Annotated in this window: 16 protein-coding genes; 12 read left to right on the plus strand and 4 right to left on the minus strand. The window is 44.6% G+C overall.

Going from position 1 to position 17,649, the window contains the following annotated elements; genetic code table 11:
• Positions 1–11 precede the first annotated feature (11 nt).
• From pstS to H8K55_RS18590, 8 genes are all read left to right on the plus strand, one after another.
• Positions 12–1,055 carry a phosphate ABC transporter substrate-binding protein PstS gene (gene pstS / locus H8K55_RS18555; RefSeq protein ID WP_186943561.1) on the plus strand — a complete coding sequence of 348 codons (1,044 nt, stop codon included), beginning with the start codon at positions 12–14 and terminating at the stop codon, positions 1,053–1,055.
• Between the two features lie 208 nt (positions 1,056–1,263).
• Complete coding sequence (gene pstC, locus H8K55_RS18560) at positions 1,264–2,241, plus strand: phosphate ABC transporter permease subunit PstC (RefSeq protein WP_230408704.1); 978 nt, start codon at positions 1,264–1,266, stop codon at positions 2,239–2,241.
• Positions 2,238–3,116 carry a phosphate ABC transporter permease PstA gene (gene pstA / locus H8K55_RS18565; RefSeq protein ID WP_230408705.1) on the plus strand — a complete coding sequence of 293 codons (879 nt, stop codon included), beginning with the start codon at positions 2,238–2,240 and terminating at the stop codon, positions 3,114–3,116. The genes pstC and pstA overlap by 4 nt, the downstream gene beginning before the upstream one ends.
• A gap of 16 nt (positions 3,117–3,132) precedes the next feature.
• A complete protein-coding gene (pstB, locus tag H8K55_RS18570) occupies positions 3,133–3,918 on the plus strand; it encodes a phosphate ABC transporter ATP-binding protein PstB (protein WP_186943563.1) in 786 nt (261 codons plus the stop codon).
• A gap of 74 nt (positions 3,919–3,992) precedes the next feature.
• A complete protein-coding gene (gene phoU / locus H8K55_RS18575; protein ID WP_186943564.1) occupies positions 3,993–4,709 on the plus strand; it encodes a phosphate signaling complex protein PhoU in 717 nt (238 codons plus the stop codon).
• Between the two features lie 115 nt (positions 4,710–4,824).
• Positions 4,825–5,514 carry a phosphate regulon transcriptional regulator PhoB gene (gene phoB / locus H8K55_RS18580; protein WP_186943565.1) on the plus strand — a complete coding sequence of 230 codons (690 nt, stop codon included), beginning with the start codon at positions 4,825–4,827 and terminating at the stop codon, positions 5,512–5,514.
• Positions 5,515–5,728: 214 nt separating this feature from the next.
• The gene (phoR, locus tag H8K55_RS18585) at positions 5,729–7,027 is read left to right on the plus strand and encodes a phosphate regulon sensor histidine kinase PhoR (protein ID WP_186943566.1); all 1,299 of its coding nucleotides are present in this window, start codon (positions 5,729–5,731) and stop codon (positions 7,025–7,027) included.
• Positions 7,028–7,239: 212 nt separating this feature from the next.
• On the plus strand, positions 7,240–7,938 hold the full coding sequence (locus H8K55_RS18590; protein WP_329605070.1) for a response regulator transcription factor: 699 nt from the start codon (positions 7,240–7,242) through the stop codon (positions 7,936–7,938).
• A gap of 115 nt (positions 7,939–8,053) precedes the next feature.
• Here the strand turns inward: H8K55_RS18590 and H8K55_RS18595 are convergent, their stop codons facing one another.
• From H8K55_RS18595 to H8K55_RS18605, 3 genes are all read right to left on the minus strand, one after another.
• Positions 8,054–8,809, minus strand: a complete 756-nt coding sequence (locus H8K55_RS18595) for a hypothetical protein (RefSeq protein WP_186943567.1) — start codon at positions 8,807–8,809, stop codon at positions 8,054–8,056.
• A gap of 66 nt (positions 8,810–8,875) precedes the next feature.
• Positions 8,876–9,736, minus strand: a complete 861-nt coding sequence (locus H8K55_RS18600; RefSeq protein WP_186943568.1) for a MipA/OmpV family protein — start codon at positions 9,734–9,736, stop codon at positions 8,876–8,878.
• A gap of 222 nt (positions 9,737–9,958) precedes the next feature.
• Entirely contained in the window at positions 9,959–11,197 is a 1,239-nt protein-coding gene (locus H8K55_RS18605; RefSeq protein ID WP_186943569.1) for a protease complex subunit PrcB family protein, read from the minus strand.
• Between the two features lie 351 nt (positions 11,198–11,548).
• On the opposite strand from H8K55_RS18605, the gene H8K55_RS18610 reads away from it, so the two are divergent.
• The 4 genes from H8K55_RS18610 (at position 11,549) to H8K55_RS18625 (ending at position 16,621) form a co-directional block, all read left to right on the plus strand.
• The gene (locus H8K55_RS18610; RefSeq protein ID WP_186943570.1) at positions 11,549–12,877 is read left to right on the plus strand and encodes an ATP-binding protein; all 1,329 of its coding nucleotides are present in this window, start codon (positions 11,549–11,551) and stop codon (positions 12,875–12,877) included.
• A gap of 208 nt (positions 12,878–13,085) precedes the next feature.
• Positions 13,086–13,976 (plus strand): DMT family transporter, encoded by an 891-nt coding sequence (locus H8K55_RS18615; RefSeq protein ID WP_230408707.1) that lies wholly within the window; start codon positions 13,086–13,088, stop codon positions 13,974–13,976.
• Between the two features lie 213 nt (positions 13,977–14,189).
• A complete protein-coding gene (locus H8K55_RS18620; RefSeq protein WP_186943571.1) occupies positions 14,190–14,339 on the plus strand; it encodes a hypothetical protein in 150 nt (49 codons plus the stop codon).
• Between the two features lie 56 nt (positions 14,340–14,395).
• Positions 14,396–16,621, plus strand: coding sequence for a DUF1631 family protein (locus H8K55_RS18625; RefSeq protein ID WP_186943572.1), 2,226 nt, complete (start codon positions 14,396–14,398; stop codon positions 16,619–16,621).
• 133 nt (positions 16,622–16,754) lie between these two features.
• On the opposite strand, the gene H8K55_RS18630 is transcribed toward H8K55_RS18625, so the two are convergent.
• Positions 16,755–17,483 (minus strand): DUF4136 domain-containing protein, encoded by a 729-nt coding sequence (locus H8K55_RS18630; RefSeq protein ID WP_186943573.1) that lies wholly within the window; start codon positions 17,481–17,483, stop codon positions 16,755–16,757.
• Positions 17,484–17,649: the final 166 nt, after the last annotated feature.

Consider the following 17,649-nt stretch of genomic DNA (forward strand, 5'->3'; position numbering starts at 1 on the left):
TCGAGGTAAATATGCAATTCAATCGTATTGTTAAGTCCTTAGTTGTTGCGGCAGGTGCTGCGATGGCTTTTTCGTCTGTGCATGCCGCTGAAGTGACTGGCGCTGGCGCGACTTTCCCTTACCCAATTTACGCAAAATGGGCAGATGCTTACAAAAAAGCAACGGGAAACACTATTAATTATCAATCCATCGGTTCCGGTGGTGGTATCAAACAGATCAAAGCAAAAACAGTCGACTTCGGTGCGTCTGACATGCCTTTGAAGGCAGAAGAATTAGAAGCCGATGGCTTGATGCAATTCCCAGCCGTAATCGGTGGCGTAGTTCCTGTTGTGAATTTGGAAGGCGTAACACCAGGTCAATTGAAGATGACAGGTGAAGTCTTAGCAAAGATCTACATGGGCACTATTACTAAATGGAATGCGGCAGAAATTACTGCACTCAATCCAGGTGCAAAATTGCCAGCGGAAGATATCACTGTAGTACATCGCTCTGACGGTTCTGGTACGACATTTATCTGGACTGATTACTTGTCTAAAGTTAGTGCAGAATTTAAATCGACTGTCAGCTCTGGTACAGCGGTGAAATGGCCAGTGGGCTTGGGCGGCAAAGGTAATGAAGGCGTTGCAGCGAACGTACAGCGCATCAAAGGTTCTATCGGTTACGTAGAATATGCGTACGTAAAGCGTAATAAAATGATCCATACGCAAGTCAAAAACCGTGACGGTCAATTTGTACAACCAGACGATGTGAATTTCAAAGCAGCAGCATCTGGCGCTGATTGGGCGAAAACACCAGGCATGGGCGTGGTGTTGACGAATCAAGCGGGTAAAGATAGCTGGCCTATCAGCGGCGCAACATTCATCTTGTTACACAAAGTGCCTGCGACTCCAGCAAATACACAAGAAGTTGTGAAATTCTTCGACTGGGCATTTGCGAATGGCGCAGCAATGGCGACTGAATTGGAATATGTACCTTTGCCAACTGACGTGACTAAATTGATTCACGCTAGCTGGAAAGCCAATTTGAAAGACGCTTCAGGCAAGGCTTTGTATTAATCAAGAGTTAGCTTGAATTTAGCTTAATTTAGCTTGAATTTAGGTTGAACAAAACGGCTTGAACGACGCAAACATCCCAACTGACTAGTTGGGATGTTTGTACATCAAGCGGATAATAAATAAAATAAAACTGCCACAGCGATGAAGCTTGTATCTCCAATTTATGTCATGCATGACTTGGAATACTAAACAGGAAGATAGTCCAGCGATGACAAGTTCTCAAATAACTCTGAACACTCAGCATAGTTCAACTATGCGCAAACAGAAACTGCAGGATTTTCTGTTTCATAAACTCACTTTTAGTTTTGCCTTGATGGTGTTGTTGGTCTTGGTTGGCATTGTCGTTTCTTTGTTTTACGGCGCCTTACCAGCGATGAAAGAATTCGGTTTCGCCTTTATCACGACGATAGAGTGGGATCCCATCAATGATAAATACGGCGGCATGATCGCGATTGTCGGTACACTCGTGACATCGGGCATTGCCTTGCTGATTGCTTTTCCTATCAGCTTTGGAATTGCCTTATTTCTGACGGAAATCTGTCCGACCTGGCTCAAACGTCCATTAGGAACGGCAGTTGAATTGCTGGCTGGTGTCCCTAGTATCATTTACGGTATGTGGGGGCTGTTCATTTTTGCCCCTTTCTTTAGTACGTATGGTCAGCCACTACTCGCCAATACGCTGGGTAAATTGCCTGTGATTGGCGTTTTGTTTTCTGGCTCCATGATAGGAATCGGTGTGCTGACAGCCGGTATTATCCTTGGCATTATGATCATCCCATTCATTGCATCGGTGATGCGTGATGTATTTGAAATCGTCCCACCAGTCTTGAAAGAATCGGCTTATGGTTTGGGCTGCACACGTTGGGAAGTAGTGCGTAAAATTGTTTTGCCTTACACCCGAGCAGGTGTGATTGGTGGCGTGATGTTGGGCTTGGGGCGCGCTTTGGGTGAGACGATGGCGATTACCTTTGTGATCGGCAATGCGCACAAATTGCATTGGTCCTTGTTCGCGGGTGGTAACAGTATCGCGTCGAGTTTGGCGAATGAATTTGCCGAAGCAGAGTCTGAACTACATATCTCCTCCTTATTTTTACTCGGTCTGATTTTATTTGTGATCACCTTTGTCGTATTAGCGTCCGCCAAATTGCTGTTACTAGGCATGAAAAGAAAAGAAGGTGTGAAATGACACAAACTCAAGATAAAGCGATGAATTCAGTGAATTCAGTTTACAAGTCGCGTTTGCGCAAACACAAAATAGGTATTTTCTTCTCGACCGCAGCGATGGCATTAGGAGTGTTTTTCCTGATGTGGATTTTGTTCACTTTGGTGATCAAAGGCATGGGGTCCTTGAGTTGGGAAGCGATCACGGCACCAACACCAGCGCCAGGTGAAGAGGGTGGCGGTTTAGCGAATGCCTTGATCGGTAGTTTGATGATGGTCGGGTTTGCGACCTTGATCAGTACACCAATTGGCATTTTGGCCGGCATTTATCTGGCCGAATATGGTGAGAAAAACTGGTTTAGCGATTTGACGCGTTTTGTTACCGACATCATGTTGTCCGCACCATCGGTTGTTATTGGTTTGTTTGTGTATGCCATCTATGTCGCCCACATCAAACATTTTTCGGGCTGGGCCGGGACTTTGGCAATTTCATTGATCGCTATTCCAGTTGTAGTTCGCACGACTGACAATATGTTAGCGTTGGTTCCTACCAGCTTGCGTGAGGCGGCATTTGCTCTTGGTGCGCCGCGTTGGAAAGTCGCTTTGTTTATTCGAGTGAAAGCCGTGAAGGCCGGAATTTTGACCGGTGTCTTGCTAGCCGTGGCGCGTATCTCTGGCGAAACAGCGCCTTTGTTATTCACTGCTTTGAACAATCAATTTACCAATACCGACATGAATAAGCCGATGGCGAATTTGCCGGTGGTGATTTATCAGTTTGCCATGAGCCCGTATGACAACTGGCGTGGTCTTGCCTGGACAGGTGCGTTGTTAGTGACCTTCAGTGTGTTGGCACTAAACGTACTGTCTCGAACCGTATTCGCACAAAAAGTGCATAAATAATTTAGAGTTGACGATAATGATTCCAAATACTAAACCTGTAGTAGAGCAAAAAGCCTGCATAGAAACCAAGAATTTGAATTTTTACTATGGTAGCAATCGCAGCTTGCACGATGTCAATTTGAAGGTCTATGATAAAAAAGTGACCGCGTTTATTGGTCCTTCTGGCTGTGGTAAATCGACCTTGCTGCGTACTTTTAACCGTATGTATGACTTATATCCAGGTCAAAAAGCAGTGGGCGAAATTATCTACAATGATCAAAATATTTTATCGCCAGGCCAAGACATTAATCTGTTACGTGCCAAAGTGGGCATGGTGTTTCAAAAGCCTACGCCTTTCCCTATGTCGGTGTATGACAACATTGCATTCGGTGTGCGCCTATATGAAAACCTGTCCAAAGGTGAAATGGATGAACGTGTAGAGTGGTCATTGAAAAAAGCAGCCTTGTGGAATGAAGTCAAAGATAAGCTCAGCAGCAGTGGCTTAAGTTTGTCCGGTGGTCAGCAACAACGTTTGTGCATTGCGCGCGGTGTTGCTGTCAAACCAGAAGTTTTATTATTAGATGAACCGACTTCTGCGCTTGATCCGATTTCTACCGTGAAGATCGAAGAATTGATCAATGAATTGAAAGAAGATTACACGATTGCCATCGTGACGCACAATATGCAACAGGCAGCGCGTTGTTCTGACTACACTGCCTATATGTATTTGGGGGAGTTGGTCGAATTTGGCGAGACCGATAATATTTTTATGAACCCTGTACGCAAAGAAACGCAGGACTACATCACAGGTCGCTTCGGATAAGACCGGATGTTTAGTCGCGCTAATCTTTAGCAAAACAGTGTACGAAAATTTAAATACAGAATTCAGGAGTCGATATGACAGGCGAACACTCATCATCTCAGTATAACCACGATTTAGAAGCAATCCGTTCTCAAGTATTATTAATGGGCGGGTTGGTAGAAAACCATTTTCAAGATGCGATGACTTGCTATCGCACTGGTGACAGCGAACAAGCTGCGGCGGTTGTTAAATCGGACGAAGAAGTCAATCGTTTGGAAGTAATGTTAGACGATATGTGCAGTCATTTGATAGTTAAGCGTCAGCCTGCAGCGAATGATTTGCGTACCGTGATGGCGACAGGAAAAGTCATTACTGATCTTGAACGGATTGGTGATGAGTCTACAAAGATCGCTCGTATCGCACAAGAAATGAGGAGCAAAAACCGTAGCAGCGCGATGATTAGCGGCTATGAGACAGTGCGTGTTTTAGCTAGTAGCGTTGGGCAAATGTTGCATCAATCTTTGGACGCATTTGCGCGCCACGACGATAAAAAGGCAGTAGAGTTAATTGCCTTTGATCAAATCATCGATAGTGATTTTCGTTCTATCATGCGCAATTTGATTACCTTTATGATGGAAGATCCAAGCACGATTTCATTTGCTTTAGATGCACTATGGGTAGCCAAAGCAATTGAACGCATCGGTGATCATGCAAAGAATATTGCTGAGCACACGATCTACATTGTTGAAGGTCGCGATATACGCCATTCAGATTATGTCGCCAGCAAACAGGAAAAAAATCCTCAGCCATAATATAAATTGGCGACTAGATATTGGTGATTAGAAATTAGCGAATTAAAATTTGCAATTAGTGATTGACAATTATCGATACAGGCCGCACCCGAAAATAGAAAAGAATAAAAATCTTATGTCAGTTGATAAAACCACGATTTTGATTGTTGAAGATGAACCAGCTATTAGTGAGTTAATTAGTTTTACCCTACGCGCGGCAGGCTGGACAACGGTGGCAGTTGGTAATACTGCCGAAGCTTGGGATTTTTTGCAGCATCGAACACCACAGTTGATTTTGCTTGACTGGATGTTGCCAGATCAAAGTGGCTTGCGTCTTTTATCGCGGATTCGTTCCGACCGAAATTTCAATGAAATGCCGGTGATCATGCTGACGGCCAAGAGCATGGAAGAGGATAAGATCTCAGGTCTGGATCATGGCGCAGATGATTACATTACTAAACCATTTTCTCCGCGCGAATTGACGGCAAGAATTAAGGCAATGCTGCGCCGTAAAAGTCCTGAGCACGCACAAACTAGCCTCGAAATTGCGAATGTACATCTTGATCCTGTCAGTTGCTCAGTGAAAATTGATGATCAAAAAATTGAGATCGGTCATGCCGAATACAAGTTGCTCAAATTTTTTATGGCACATCCTGAGCGTGTTTTTTCACGCAGTCAGCTACTCGATAAGGTGTGGGGTGATCATGTTGTGATCGAAGAACGCACAGTCGATGTTCACGTCTTGCGATTGCGCAAAGTCTTAAAGAGTGCAGAAGGATTAATTAAGACAATTCGTAGCGTTGGCTATATGCTGTCCGAGAAATAGTTACGAAGAATTTCTAAGGTGCATGCCTGGTAACTAAATTTTGCAATAAGTTTTTTGTATTAAGTGTGCCCGGTAAGATCGACAACATCAATTCATCATTCATGGCTAAAATAGGAAACTCATTCAAGGTTTTAGCCATGTTTGATTGCATTTATTCTGAGATTCAGATGTTCGTTTCACCATCTTTTCTTTTCCTCCATTTACTTAAGTAATAATGCATCCACATCTCATCTTTTGGATTTCTGCTGCAGTACGTATGGCGATCATACTTGCAGCGGCTGCTGCCGGTGCCTATTTCTGGGGTGTGGTTACAGGTTTGGCATTGGCGCTGTTCGGCATGATCGTCTTGATCGTGGTTCAACTGCAGTATTTATTGAATTTGTCTGATTGGCTGGATAATCCAAATAGCGCACGTTTGCCAGACGGTTGGGGTGCTTGGACAGAAATTTTTTCGCGCTTGTACAAATTACGTCGTGGCGATGAAAAGAATCAGACTGAGTTGGCGGAATGGCTGGCGCGTTTTAGACAAGCCATGACCTTGTTGCCGGATGGTTTGGTGATTATGGACGACGTGATGTTTTTGGAATGGTGCAACCCAATCGCTGAGCGTCACTTAGGTCTGGATTTAACGCGCGACAAAGGCATGCGAGTGACTAACTTGGTGCGTACACCCGAGTTCATCGACTATATTATTTTGGGGCGTTACGAGACACCTTTGACCTTGTCTTTGCGCGATCGAAAATTGATCGTGCATGTGATTCCATTTGAAAACCGACGCCAGATCTTGGTCACGCACGATATCACTGAATCTGAACGAATTGACATGATGCGACGCGATTTTATTGCGAATGCTTCGCATGAATTACGCACACCTTTAACTGTGATTAATGGATTCTTGGAAATCGCTTCTATGCAACCGGATATGGAAGTCGCTATCCGTTCATCACATCTCAAACTGATGGTCGAGCAGGGCGAGCGTATGCAGCGTTTAGTCGAAGATATGCTTACTCTTAGTCGATTGGAATCGACTGAATTTAAGGTGCGAAATGAAGGGATTGATATGCAGATGATGTTAAAGCACATCTGCCAGGAAGCGCAGGCATTGTCGGCCGGTAAGCATCGCATCGAGTTGGAGTTTGATGGCCCTGATATTATGGGGAGCACGGATGAAATTCGTAGTGCCATTAGCAATTTGGTGACGAATGCGGTGCGTTACACGCCAGAACATGGCGAGATTAAAGTTATTTGGCGAAATACTTCTCAAGGACCACAGTGCGTGGTGCAAGATAATGGGATTGGGATTAGCCAGGAACACTTATCCCGCCTGACAGAGCGCTTCTATCGTGTCGATAAAAGTCGTTCGCGTGAAACGCAAGGAACAGGACTGGGGCTGGCGATTGTCAAGCATGTGCTGATTCGACATGGAGCGCAATTGTTAATCGAATCGACGGTGAATGTCGGTAGCAAATTCTGCGTGCAATTTCCTGCCCGTACACTCGTGACTGCGGCTTAAATTATTTGACCTGAATTGTATCTGAACCGTATCTGCATCTTATCTGCATATTCTTTTGATCATAATTGTGATCATTGCGATACCTGTGGCAGCCCTATTGCTGCCTGAGTTGATGCCAAGTCTGAAAATGTGGAACTTTCTGGGTATTTTTCCCTCTGACCTGATTGCTGTTAGAGAGCCGTCCTTATACAATGCGGCTAAGGAGAAAGCCTATGTTTCGTGTGATGTTAGTTGAGGATGATGAACGCCTCGCCAGTTTGATTATTGAGTATCTGCAATCCTATGAGTTTGCGGTCGATCTCGTGCCACGCGGCGATTTGGCTTTGGCACACTTTCAAGCTAGTTCGCCAGACTTGGTGGTGCTTGATTTGATGTTGCCTGGCTTAGACGGTATGGTGGTTTGTCGTCAGATCCGCGAAATCAGCCGTGTGCCTATCTTAATCCTTACTGCCCGTGAAGATTCTTACGATGAAGTTTCCGCATTAGAGCAAGGCGCGGATGACTTCGTTAGTAAGCCGGTGCAGCCACGTATTCTGTTAGCGCGACTGCGTGTCTTGGTGCGCAGGATTGCAAGCCCGGTAGTGAACGCAGCCGCAGGCGACACCGATCAACTACAATTTGGCGCCTTGTATATTTCGCGCAGTGATCGCCTAGTGCACTGGCGTCAGGAAGCAATCGAACTGTCGAACACCGAATTTAAATTGTTGATGGTGTTGGTCGAGTCGCCGGGAAAAGTTTTGTCACGTGATGATATTTTGAAAAAAATGCGCGGGATAGAATTTGATGGGCTGGATCGCAGCATCGATAACTTAATTTCTCGCTTGCGTCGTCGTTTTGATGACCAGAATTCGGAGAAAATTAAGACGGTGTGGGGTGAGGGCTATTTATTTTCCCCGTCTGCATGGGAGTAACTCCTTCTCCCGAAACTATTATATAAATAATTTATTTAGTACAGCGTATTGAGAATAGCTTAATTAATATTACTTAATTAATATTACTTAATTAAGGCAACTACTTCAAGGCTGTCTACTCGATCAATGCAATAATCGCTAAAGGGCTGGTACGCGTATGTATCTGCCCTTTTTCTATTTGCAGATTAGATTGAACATTGTTCGCTACATTGCCTGCAGCGCCGAAAATGACATTGCTCGTCCTAAAATTCGCAGCGCTGTCGGGCCAAATCGCTGTGTTGTCGTTGATCGGCAAGTTATTGTTTTGATTGAGATATTTAAATTCCACCATCGCGACACTATCTTTTTTCGCAAAGGCAAAACGTACGCCTATGCATCGCTTACCACGATACGCCGTATAGTCTACATAGCTTTGATAGGCGAGTGCCTGCTCGCAAGCAGCACGCAAGTCGGCTAATTCATAAATGCCATCGGGACGGATTATGATACTGGTTCTAAAGCGGAATCCAGCCTGACCAGCTTTTTGATTAATCACCAGCTCAGCATTTTCATCGTAAGCCGCTTTGAGTAGCGGGAGCGAAGTGCGCCCCAAGGTATCTAAGGCCAGATCAAGATGGGTTTTTTTTCCAACAATATGCAGGCGTAAATTGTCGATAGAGGTCGCATTATCTTTCGGGACGACTTGCAGTTGTAGCTGAATTAAATTCTTTGCCTTGCCATATTTTTCAAACCACAACATGGTGCGGTAGGCATCGCGATAACTCATCCATTCAGCATCTTGTGGACGCTTATTGTCGTCAGCCGACTGCGCCAGCGCATAGGGAGCGCTAGTCAGGAGGCAGATTACAAAGAATGCGTTACGTAGATTCACAATGGTTTTCAATAGAAAGACTGCATTAATAAAAAAGAGGATGTCGAAATTTAATGAGCTGATGTTTTAAAATCGATAGGCAATTGCGCTAGAGATTGCTACATTCGTATTCCGTTCAACCAGGGGGCTATTTCGGTTGTCGCCTACTAATCGGCTGACATTCAATTTGGAGGTGACCATCCAAGATGAATTTAAATTCCAGTTCCAAAAAACGTCAGCATGTACGTCTTTAATTCCTGCTTTTGTTGAAAATTTTAAGTTAATACTGCGATCAGCTTCTAGTTCGCTCACACCAAAATAACTATTTGCATAGGCTCGATTCACCAGAGTGAAGCCGGTACCAAATGTAAATTGGTGATGCGGTAGTGCGTCTCTTAAGTGATAACGCAGGTCGCTGCTAAGTCGTATGCCACGTTGATCGTTACCTGCCCCAAACATCAACGTATTAGTCTGACGCAATTGACCGCTGAGTTGATAATTGTAAAAACCACCGAATAATAGGCGCGTGCGGATATCATCCATGCCAATCAATCTATTTTGTTGCACATGTGGTAGTCCAACTCTATTCGGATCGACGATCCCGGAATGTATATCGCCTGACATTTGTATGCTACCCGATGTGCCATTGGCTGTTCTGCTAGGTTCCATAGTAATTATCGGGCCAAATTCCTGATCGAAGGTTTGTGAAAGGTGCCAGCCTGCGCTCATTCCAGCTACAAAAACTCCATTACTCCATTGCATCTGCATCACAGGCACAGCTTGCCGCTTGGTCTGATTTGCTCCCTCATATAATGGGCGCGACACAACGCCTAGTCCCAAGTACATATCATGGCTGCCATCTGGCATCAGATTCTGTGCTGGACTTTGCGCATAAGCATTGCTACTTATGATGAATGTCGCGATGATTAAGGAATAAATTTTTTTCATTGTTAATTCTCAAAATTGCAAAAACGGTGGTGACCCATTCATCATTTTACAATTGAGATATAAATTCTGGTTTGAAAGCTTAGGAAAAACATATAAAAATACAGAATTTGCTTTTTAACACCCCATTAAAACAACTATGAAAATTGCCAGCTCACTCACCGATTTAACATGTTGTCTGCAGTAAGCTTAGGTAGGCTAATTTTTATCCTCTTTTAAACCAATTTATGGTGTTGAACTTGGAACGCCAATAAATTCCACCGTATCCGTACTCAGATCTACTTCTGCAACATGAAATGGACTTGTGATATTGGCGGTGCAAATACTGTCAGGGCCTGGAGTCACATCATAATGTGTTGCTACCAATTTTCCGGTATCGCGCCAGATGCGCAGGTCTTGAATGCCAGAACAACCTGAAGCTTGCGTCCCGAGGAAAACGGCGATGAGCATTTTTTTGGAAAAATCGATGGCTGGCGGAGTTGTTGCGTTGCCAGTGCCCGCCTGATGTTCTTGCCAAAGCTGCTGCCAATTTGCCTGATCGCGAATCACAATATTGCGGGCAGTGCCAATTGCGGAGTGCATTCCACTCACTACCGATTGATAAGAAATCAGTGCACCGTTCACACGCTGCAGTTCTACCGCCAAGTCAAGCGTAGGTAATTCAATCATCTGCATTGGTGTGCTTACACTTGTGTTTTCCAAGTCACAGCGGGTGATGGACACACGCTCCTCGTCAAAGTAGCTAGCGTGTAATTTTTGGCCGTCGGAACTAACTTTTAAAAAGCGTGTGATACTGCAATCATTGACTGTTTTGTAGAATTTCGTCAGTACCATTTTGGCGTTGAAATCAGGCATGATCAGGTTTGCAGAGGCTTTGCTGCCAGATGCATTCCAAAAAATATCCCAGGCTTGTTTATCTTTAATGAGTGCATAGTCGAGTGCGGCGCCGTGATAGAAAGGCGCTGGCAGTGCTTTGAAATTAATTGCATTGCTGTTTGCGTTTGGAATTGCGATGCTCTGTACTTGATGAGCGCTTCCCAGACCTAAATCTGCCTTATCGAGATTCGCGATCATGGTTTTGAACAAACTTTCTACGCTAGCCTCACTGCAAGTAGTGCGTGGACCTGCGATAGTGTCGGCATGTGAGCACAGCAAATTTTTCGGGGTCGCACCATATAGACTTTGTGCATAAGCGGCGTCGGCACAATTGCCGGATCTATCCCAAAGAACATATTGTTGATCAATTAATAGCAGGCGATTTTTATGCTCGGCGCAACTCGCTTCTTTGACCAGATTTAGAAATTCATTGGTGGCGACTGGGGCAGGAGTTTTGCTTGATTCGGTGTGTCCAATGCTGCCATTACCTCCACAGCCGCTCAGACTTAAGAAGATACATACGCTGAGAGTGGCGCCGAAACTAGTCATCAGTGCGCGAGCGCGGAAACGCAAAATCAAAGCTGGCATAATGAATTTCCTTCCCCTAAATGTTTAAGTGCGGTTTAGATCAGGTGTAGCTGATGTGTAAATTAAATGCATCGATGACCTAGGTGGCGTAGCGAGCTCATATAGTCCGTGCGCGTCACTAAATCCCGATGCGCTTATCTTATGATTGATCAAGATTTGATTCATCCGCAAAGTAAGGTAAATTTGTCCTCAATTTGTACAAAGCTTGGAATTCTTGAGAAAAATGAAGGCTTTTCATAAAAACTGCACGTCTTCTCGACACATTCTTATAAAATAGATCGCTAGGAGAAATGACATGTGGTTTGTTGGAATTGATGATTGCGTAGCACGAACAGACGGTCGAGGCAGGCTGTGAATCGTCTGTTCCTGAGATTTTTGCTACCTGTGTTGCTGTCTATCGCCTTGGCGACCATGCTGGTATACGCGGTTATTATCGGGATCTTTGGTGATCCAATTGAAAAAAATGCGGAACGTCAGGCGGCACCACAAATATTCTTGATCGAGCAATATATCGATAAAGCCGCAACGGACGAATGGCTGGCACGTTTAAATAAGGTGCGAGAAGTTTCGCAAGTGCCGTTTGAGTTGCTTCCGCTTCCGCAAGTGATGGAAAAACTTGATAGGGCGCAGCGCGCAAAATTACGGCAAGGCAGAATTGTGGTGGATGCTGCAAATCGTGCCTTGTATCGCCGAGTCGATCTCGACGGTGAAAAATACATAGGCAGTGACGAAGATGTGTTGCAGGTGCAAAATCTTCCAATTGATTACTGGTTCAATATACAACTTGAAATTGTACGGTTTGTGATTGTTGCATTTGTCTTGTTGATTCCTATCGCTTTTTGGTCACGCGCCCATTGGCGCGATATTCAGGCACTTTCTCACGTCACTGCTGAAATAGGTGAGGGCAATCTTGCTGCGCGTGCGGGTGTCGCTAGTAATGCCGCCATTTATCCCTTAGCGCAACAAATTAATCAGATGGGCGGACGCATAGAGCAATTGATCAATTCGCAGAAAAACCTCTTACACTCGGTATCGCATGAATTGCGCACGCCGATTGCGCGTTTGGAGTTTGCACTGGAAATTTTGCAAGATACTCCACAAGGAATGCAAGCATCAGACAAGAGCAAAGCAAGAATACAAGCGATGCAGGCTGATTTGAGTGAGCTAAACAGCCTGGTGTCTGAATTGCTCAATATGGCTAAGCTGGATGCGCAGGGGCAGTTGACGACGGAAGTAATCGATGCGCTAGATTTAATGCAAACCTGTATGCAACATTTACCGCCTGTTCCAGAACATATTCAATTGCGACAAGTGCTAGAAGTGCAGACGCTGCAACTCGTTGGTGACCGGCGTTTATTGGAGCGGGCAATACAAAACCTGCTCAAAAATGCACTGAAATATGCGGAAAAAAATATAGTGTTCACGTTGAAGCAGCACGCAAACTCCCATATTGTGATTGTAGAAGATGATGGTGCAGGGATACCTGAAGCGGATCGTAACAAAATTTTTGAGCCATTTTACCGGCTTGATCGTAGCCGTGATCGCAGTACCGGGGGATTCGGCTTAGGATTGGCAATCGTGAAGCAAATTGTGACTTTACATCGCGGCAGCATACGTATCTCTCAAGCCAGTATCGGCGGCGCACGATTTGAAATTCGCTTGCCTGATCAAAGTACTTGATCAATGCACATGAGCAAAGCACATAAGCTAAGCAAGGCAGAAATCTACATAAGCACCTCGTATGCGGTAATTCTATAGATAAGTCATCGCCTATCGCTATGTTGCTCTTTCTCTGCATTACGACAGCACCGGTTGCACAATTTAATCAAGTATTTCGCCGACTATTCACCTACACGAATGCTCAAGGTAAGTTTCAAGGAGTTTTATTTTGTCGCAAACGCAGAGACGTCATCAGCTAATTGGTTTGAGTTTAGCCATTACCGGAGCAATTTTATTTTCTGCTAAAGCCATCGTTGCCAAATTACTCTACGCCTATCATCTGGATGCTGTGACAGTGATCGCGTTTCGAATGTTGTTTTCCTTACCGGTTTTTGCCGCGATTGCTATTTGGCAGGGATGGAAAAACGAGCCCTTGAGTACAGCAGATCGCTGGCGATTGCTGGCCTTGGGTTTGGTCGGTTATTACCTATCGAGTTTCTTAGATTTCCTCGGGCTTCAATATATTTCTGCTGGCTTGGAACGATTAATTTTGTTTCTGACGCCGTCGTTTGTTTTATTGATTCATGTCTTATGGTTTAAACGCCCAATCCGCCCGATTGAATACCTATCACTTGGCATTGCTTATGCGGGCATTGTCTTGGTTTTCATGCATGATTTATCTTTCAATGGGCAACAGGTAATACTTGGCGCCGGGTTGGTATTGGGTTCGGCAATTGCCTACGCGACTTATTTGATTCAATCAGGTGAGATGGTGCTGCGAATCGGCGCTTTGCGTTTAGTGTCCTATGCGATGTGCGTGTCGAGCTTTGCCTGCATTGCCCAATTTGTTGTGTTGCGTCCAATTAGCTTATTAAATCAAAGCTGGCCAGTATTGTCTTTATCGATGGTGAATGCGATGGTGTGTACGGTCCTCCCAGTATTTTTAACCATGTTTGCCGTACAAAAGATTGGTGCGCCTAAGGCCTCGCAAGCTGGCATGATAGGTCCTGTCTCGACCTTGGTATTAGGCTCAGTGTTTTTGCAGGAGGCTGTGACCACTTGGCAGCTTGCTGGTGCTAGTCTGGTCATTCTAGGGATGTATTTATTAAGTCGTAAATGATGATAAGAAGAATAAAGAAGATGGCAAAATGCTTGATACACAATGAATTGCTCCATCGGAAACTTCAGTTTTAATATATTTGCGCATGTTGTAGCCAAGTGGTGTTTGCAGATAGATTTGTCGATCGAACCCTAGTCGAATTGATGCAAAACAACATATACTCAAGGGTGGTCAATGCGAGTGTGCATTGAATTGTGAAAGCTCAGAAATTTTATGACAAAAGAAGATCAGGTCAGCGATGATAAAACGCCATCGGCCGATGATGGTAGCCCTAAATTTGGTCGACTATTATTGGTATTGTTGTTTGCAGTTGCTGTCATCGTTGCAATTACGTTTGCGACTGAAGCCTATTACGGCGTGTAGGAAATTCACCAGGCTTAAGCGGTATAGGCTAATTGTTTATTTTTATGAATTGATCCATGGACACCACTCCACTTATTCCCGCCACTTCAAATTCGGTGAAGAAAAATACTTCGGCTGTGACGACTCCTGAGGGAAAGAAGGCAGAATCGTCGAGCGCTGCACGACTATTGATTTTGCAGAATATGGTACCGTTGGCGACGAATCTGGTGTCATCGCAACTGGAAGCCTTTTCTACGCGTTTGGCAGATCAATTATTTAAATTATCCGATCAGGCGGTGCGCCCAGACGAAGCAAAACTTAGCTTTGACGCGCATCAGTTGATTAAGCGCAATAGCACGACCTTTTATCGTTTGGTCGCTAGTCAGATAAATACAGCGTTGACGAAAGAAGTCAGCGTTTTCAATACCCGTAAGCGCGCAAAAAAAGAAGATCAATACTTAGATAATACCGCCCAAACCTACGAAGAAATGGAAGGCAAGATTTTATTGCGTAATGCCAGCCATGCGCTTGAAGTCTTAAATGCCGAGCCGCTGGTGATGTTGAATACCTTGATTGGACGCATTCTTAATCGCATGCCTATCGATGTCACGCAAAATCCATTTCGACCAGAAATTTTTGTGAAAGCAGTGCATCAGGCATGGATGGAGCTCGATCCAAATCCAGCTTCGCATTTGTTGGTATTGCGTTTATTGCAGCCGACGGTGTTTTTGCAACTTAGCCCTATCTTGGATGATATTAATCAAGAGTTGATGGCGCGTGGAATTCGACCTGAAGGCGATGATGCCTTTGATTCTTCGTCCGGTGTTTCTGCTTATCTGCCCGTACAAAAATCGTTTAGTCTGGATCCGTATTTGCAAGATAAACTCAAGCGCGTTTTTTCTGGACAGATTGAACTGGCGTATACCGATCCACACTATGAGTTAAGTGGTTTGGCGATGGTGAGTGATACTTTAACTAATCAACTAGATGATTTGGATGCCAATGAAGAGCATCCAGATAAAGCCAGTATTGATCAGCAATTCTTTGAAGATTTGCGCAATATGCAAAAGCATCATTCGCAAGAAGAAACGACGAATACGCATTTTGAATCGCGCTTACATAAAGTCTTGCATGCGAGCTCTGCGCAAAAATTGAGTGTAGTCGAACGAAATACGATAGAGCTGCTGGCACGAATTTTCGATTACATTTTTGCGGATCCTAGTCTGGGCAATGATATCAAAAGCATGATGGTGCAATTGCAGATTCCGATTGTGCGTGTGGCCTTATCTGATCGTGATTTTTTCTTCCGTGAATCGCACCCAGCACGCACTTTGCTCGATATGTTGGGTAGCTCAGGCATTTTATTAGATGCTGAATCAGCCTCAGTCGATCCTTTATTAGGAGTGATTGGCGATGTGATTGAACGCGTGCAATCTGAATTTGATCAACACATAGAACTATTTTCGGATGTCGTTTCGGATCTTGAGTCGTATTTGAAAGAAGAAGAACTCAAGGCGCAGGCGGCGATCAGTCAGCCTGTACAAACCGCCTTGAGTGAAGAAAAAATGCGGGTATCGAGAGAGCTTGCCGAACATGATGTCGCGATACGGGTTGAGACTGGTGAGGTGGCCGGATTCTTAGAAGTCTTTTTGGAAGAGCAGTGGATACGGATCTTAACGATCGCGCATAGCGTGAAAGAAGAAAAACCGCATGCTTTAGAAAATGCCTTGAAGACCATGGATGATTTGATCTGGAGTCTTAAACCCAAAAATAGCCCTGAAGAGCGCAAAGAATTGATCGCAAAATTGCCTGCGATGCTGACTTTGCTCAATGCCTGGTTAAATGCGATACGTTGGGATGAGCCTGATCGTGTTTTGTTCTTCTCTAAACTGGCAGAGCGTCATGCTGCCATGGCTCGTGCGCCTTTAGAACTATCGCCACGTCGCCAATTAGAGATCGCGGTAAATATCGCCCAACGCGCCAGTAATCGTCGTCTCGATCGTTTTGTGCAAGAAAAAGTGGCACAAACAGATGATGAGGCAACCAAACAAGTGGCGGCATTAGAGCGCGGCATGTGGTTGGATTTTAATGATGAAGATGAACAAATTACCCGCTACAAATTAGCCTGGATAAGTCCTAAGCGCAGTAGTTTTATTTTTGCTAGCCGCCAAGGTGATCAGGCTTTCTCTATCTCGATTGCCGATTTAGAAGCCCGCTATCGTAGTGGAACAGTGAATACCATACAAGCTAATTCTCTAGTTGACCGGGCGCTCACGTATGCCTTGAAAGATCTGGCGGTATAAGCAAGTCGGCTTAAAAAATGCCCAGGTCGATTGAGTTTTCAATTGACCTGACCCCAAAAAGTTGGGCATTTTATATCTGCATGCAGAATGGTTTATCGCGCAGAACCTTAGTCTGCCTTATTTATTTACTTGCTTACTTTTCTACTTGGATGTCTACGCGCGTTTCGCCGCTCTTGTTGGGGAAATCACGTAGAGCACTTTCTATCAATAGTCCCAGATAAGCATCAATTTCTACCTCATTTTGGGTGGTCTTTGCCGTGACGGAATACAATAATTTACCGGTTGCGGCTTCGGTGATGGTGATCTCTACGCCATGATCAAAGTACTGGCGTACATCGAGATTAGTTCCATAAAATGGATCGTAGCGACGTCCAAATCCGAATGGTGAGTAAAGTGGGCCAAAGTAACGTGGATAAAACACGGAACGAGGATAAAAGCGGTAAGGGGCACGAATGAATCCAGGATAAATGCGATACGGATCAAAACCGCCGATAGGAATTACCATGCCTGATGGGGTGACGATGTAGTTGAGCGAACCAAATGGAGACGATACATGAGTGTTGCCCGGGACTGATATTAATTGCAAACTCAGCTTTAGCGCTGCTTTCGTTGCTTGGCCCGCGTCGGTTTCGTTAAAACCCAATTCTTTTAATCGTAGTTTTAAATCTTCGCTGGCATGTTGGTATTCTGGTTCTTTACCTTGCTCAGGATGCTCTACGAAAGTATAGCTTTTGTCGGCGAAAGTGGCGGGTAATTGATTGACCGTGTTGATTTTGCTGGAGAAGGTGCTGGCACATCCAGTGAGTGCGGCCGCACATAAAATCAGGCTTAGTAGGAATACGCGTTTATTCAGGGTTTTCATGATGTCAATCTCCAGTATTGCTCGATGATACTTGCTCTGGCCTTAGTATGCACAATGTTATGACTCTATCATGATCTTATTTTGCAGAAAAGTCTGTGAGATTTTGTAACGAGGGTTTGTTCTGTAACTGCGCCTCGGAAGTTTTGCCAAAGCTTGCATACCACTT

Source organism: Affinundibacterium flavidum (assembly GCF_014284175.1).
GTDB classification, from domain to species: domain Bacteria; phylum Pseudomonadota; class Gammaproteobacteria; order Burkholderiales; family Burkholderiaceae_D; genus Undibacterium; species Undibacterium flavidum.

What these genes read in the sequence shown, in the direction of transcription:
- pstS (WP_186943561.1), top strand. Translation starts at nt 12, where the DNA reads ATGCAATTCAATCGTATTGTTAAGTCCTTAGTTGTTGCGGCAGGTGCT.
- pstC (WP_230408704.1), top strand. Translation starts at nt 1,264, where the DNA reads ATGACAAGTTCTCAAATAACTCTGAACACTCAGCATAGTTCAACTATG.
- pstA (WP_230408705.1), top strand. Translation starts at nt 2,238, where the DNA reads ATGACACAAACTCAAGATAAAGCGATGAATTCAGTGAATTCAGTTTAC.
- pstB (WP_186943563.1), top strand. Translation starts at nt 3,133, where the DNA reads ATGATTCCAAATACTAAACCTGTAGTAGAGCAAAAAGCCTGCATAGAA.
- phoU (WP_186943564.1), top strand. Translation starts at nt 3,993, where the DNA reads ATGACAGGCGAACACTCATCATCTCAGTATAACCACGATTTAGAAGCA.
- phoB (WP_186943565.1), top strand. Translation starts at nt 4,825, where the DNA reads ATGTCAGTTGATAAAACCACGATTTTGATTGTTGAAGATGAACCAGCT.
- phoR (WP_186943566.1), top strand. Translation starts at nt 5,729, where the DNA reads ATGCATCCACATCTCATCTTTTGGATTTCTGCTGCAGTACGTATGGCG.
- H8K55_RS18590 (WP_329605070.1), top strand. Translation starts at nt 7,240, where the DNA reads ATGTTTCGTGTGATGTTAGTTGAGGATGATGAACGCCTCGCCAGTTTG.
- H8K55_RS18600 (WP_186943568.1), bottom strand. Translation starts at nt 9,736, where the DNA reads ATGAAAAAAATTTATTCCTTAATCATCGCGACATTCATCATAAGTAGC.
- H8K55_RS18605 (WP_186943569.1), bottom strand. Translation starts at nt 11,197, where the DNA reads ATGCCAGCTTTGATTTTGCGTTTCCGCGCTCGCGCACTGATGACTAGT.
- H8K55_RS18620 (WP_186943571.1), top strand. Translation starts at nt 14,190, where the DNA reads ATGACAAAAGAAGATCAGGTCAGCGATGATAAAACGCCATCGGCCGAT.
- H8K55_RS18625 (WP_186943572.1), top strand. Translation starts at nt 14,396, where the DNA reads ATGGACACCACTCCACTTATTCCCGCCACTTCAAATTCGGTGAAGAAA.
- H8K55_RS18630 (WP_186943573.1), bottom strand. Translation starts at nt 17,483, where the DNA reads ATGAAAACCCTGAATAAACGCGTATTCCTACTAAGCCTGATTTTATGT.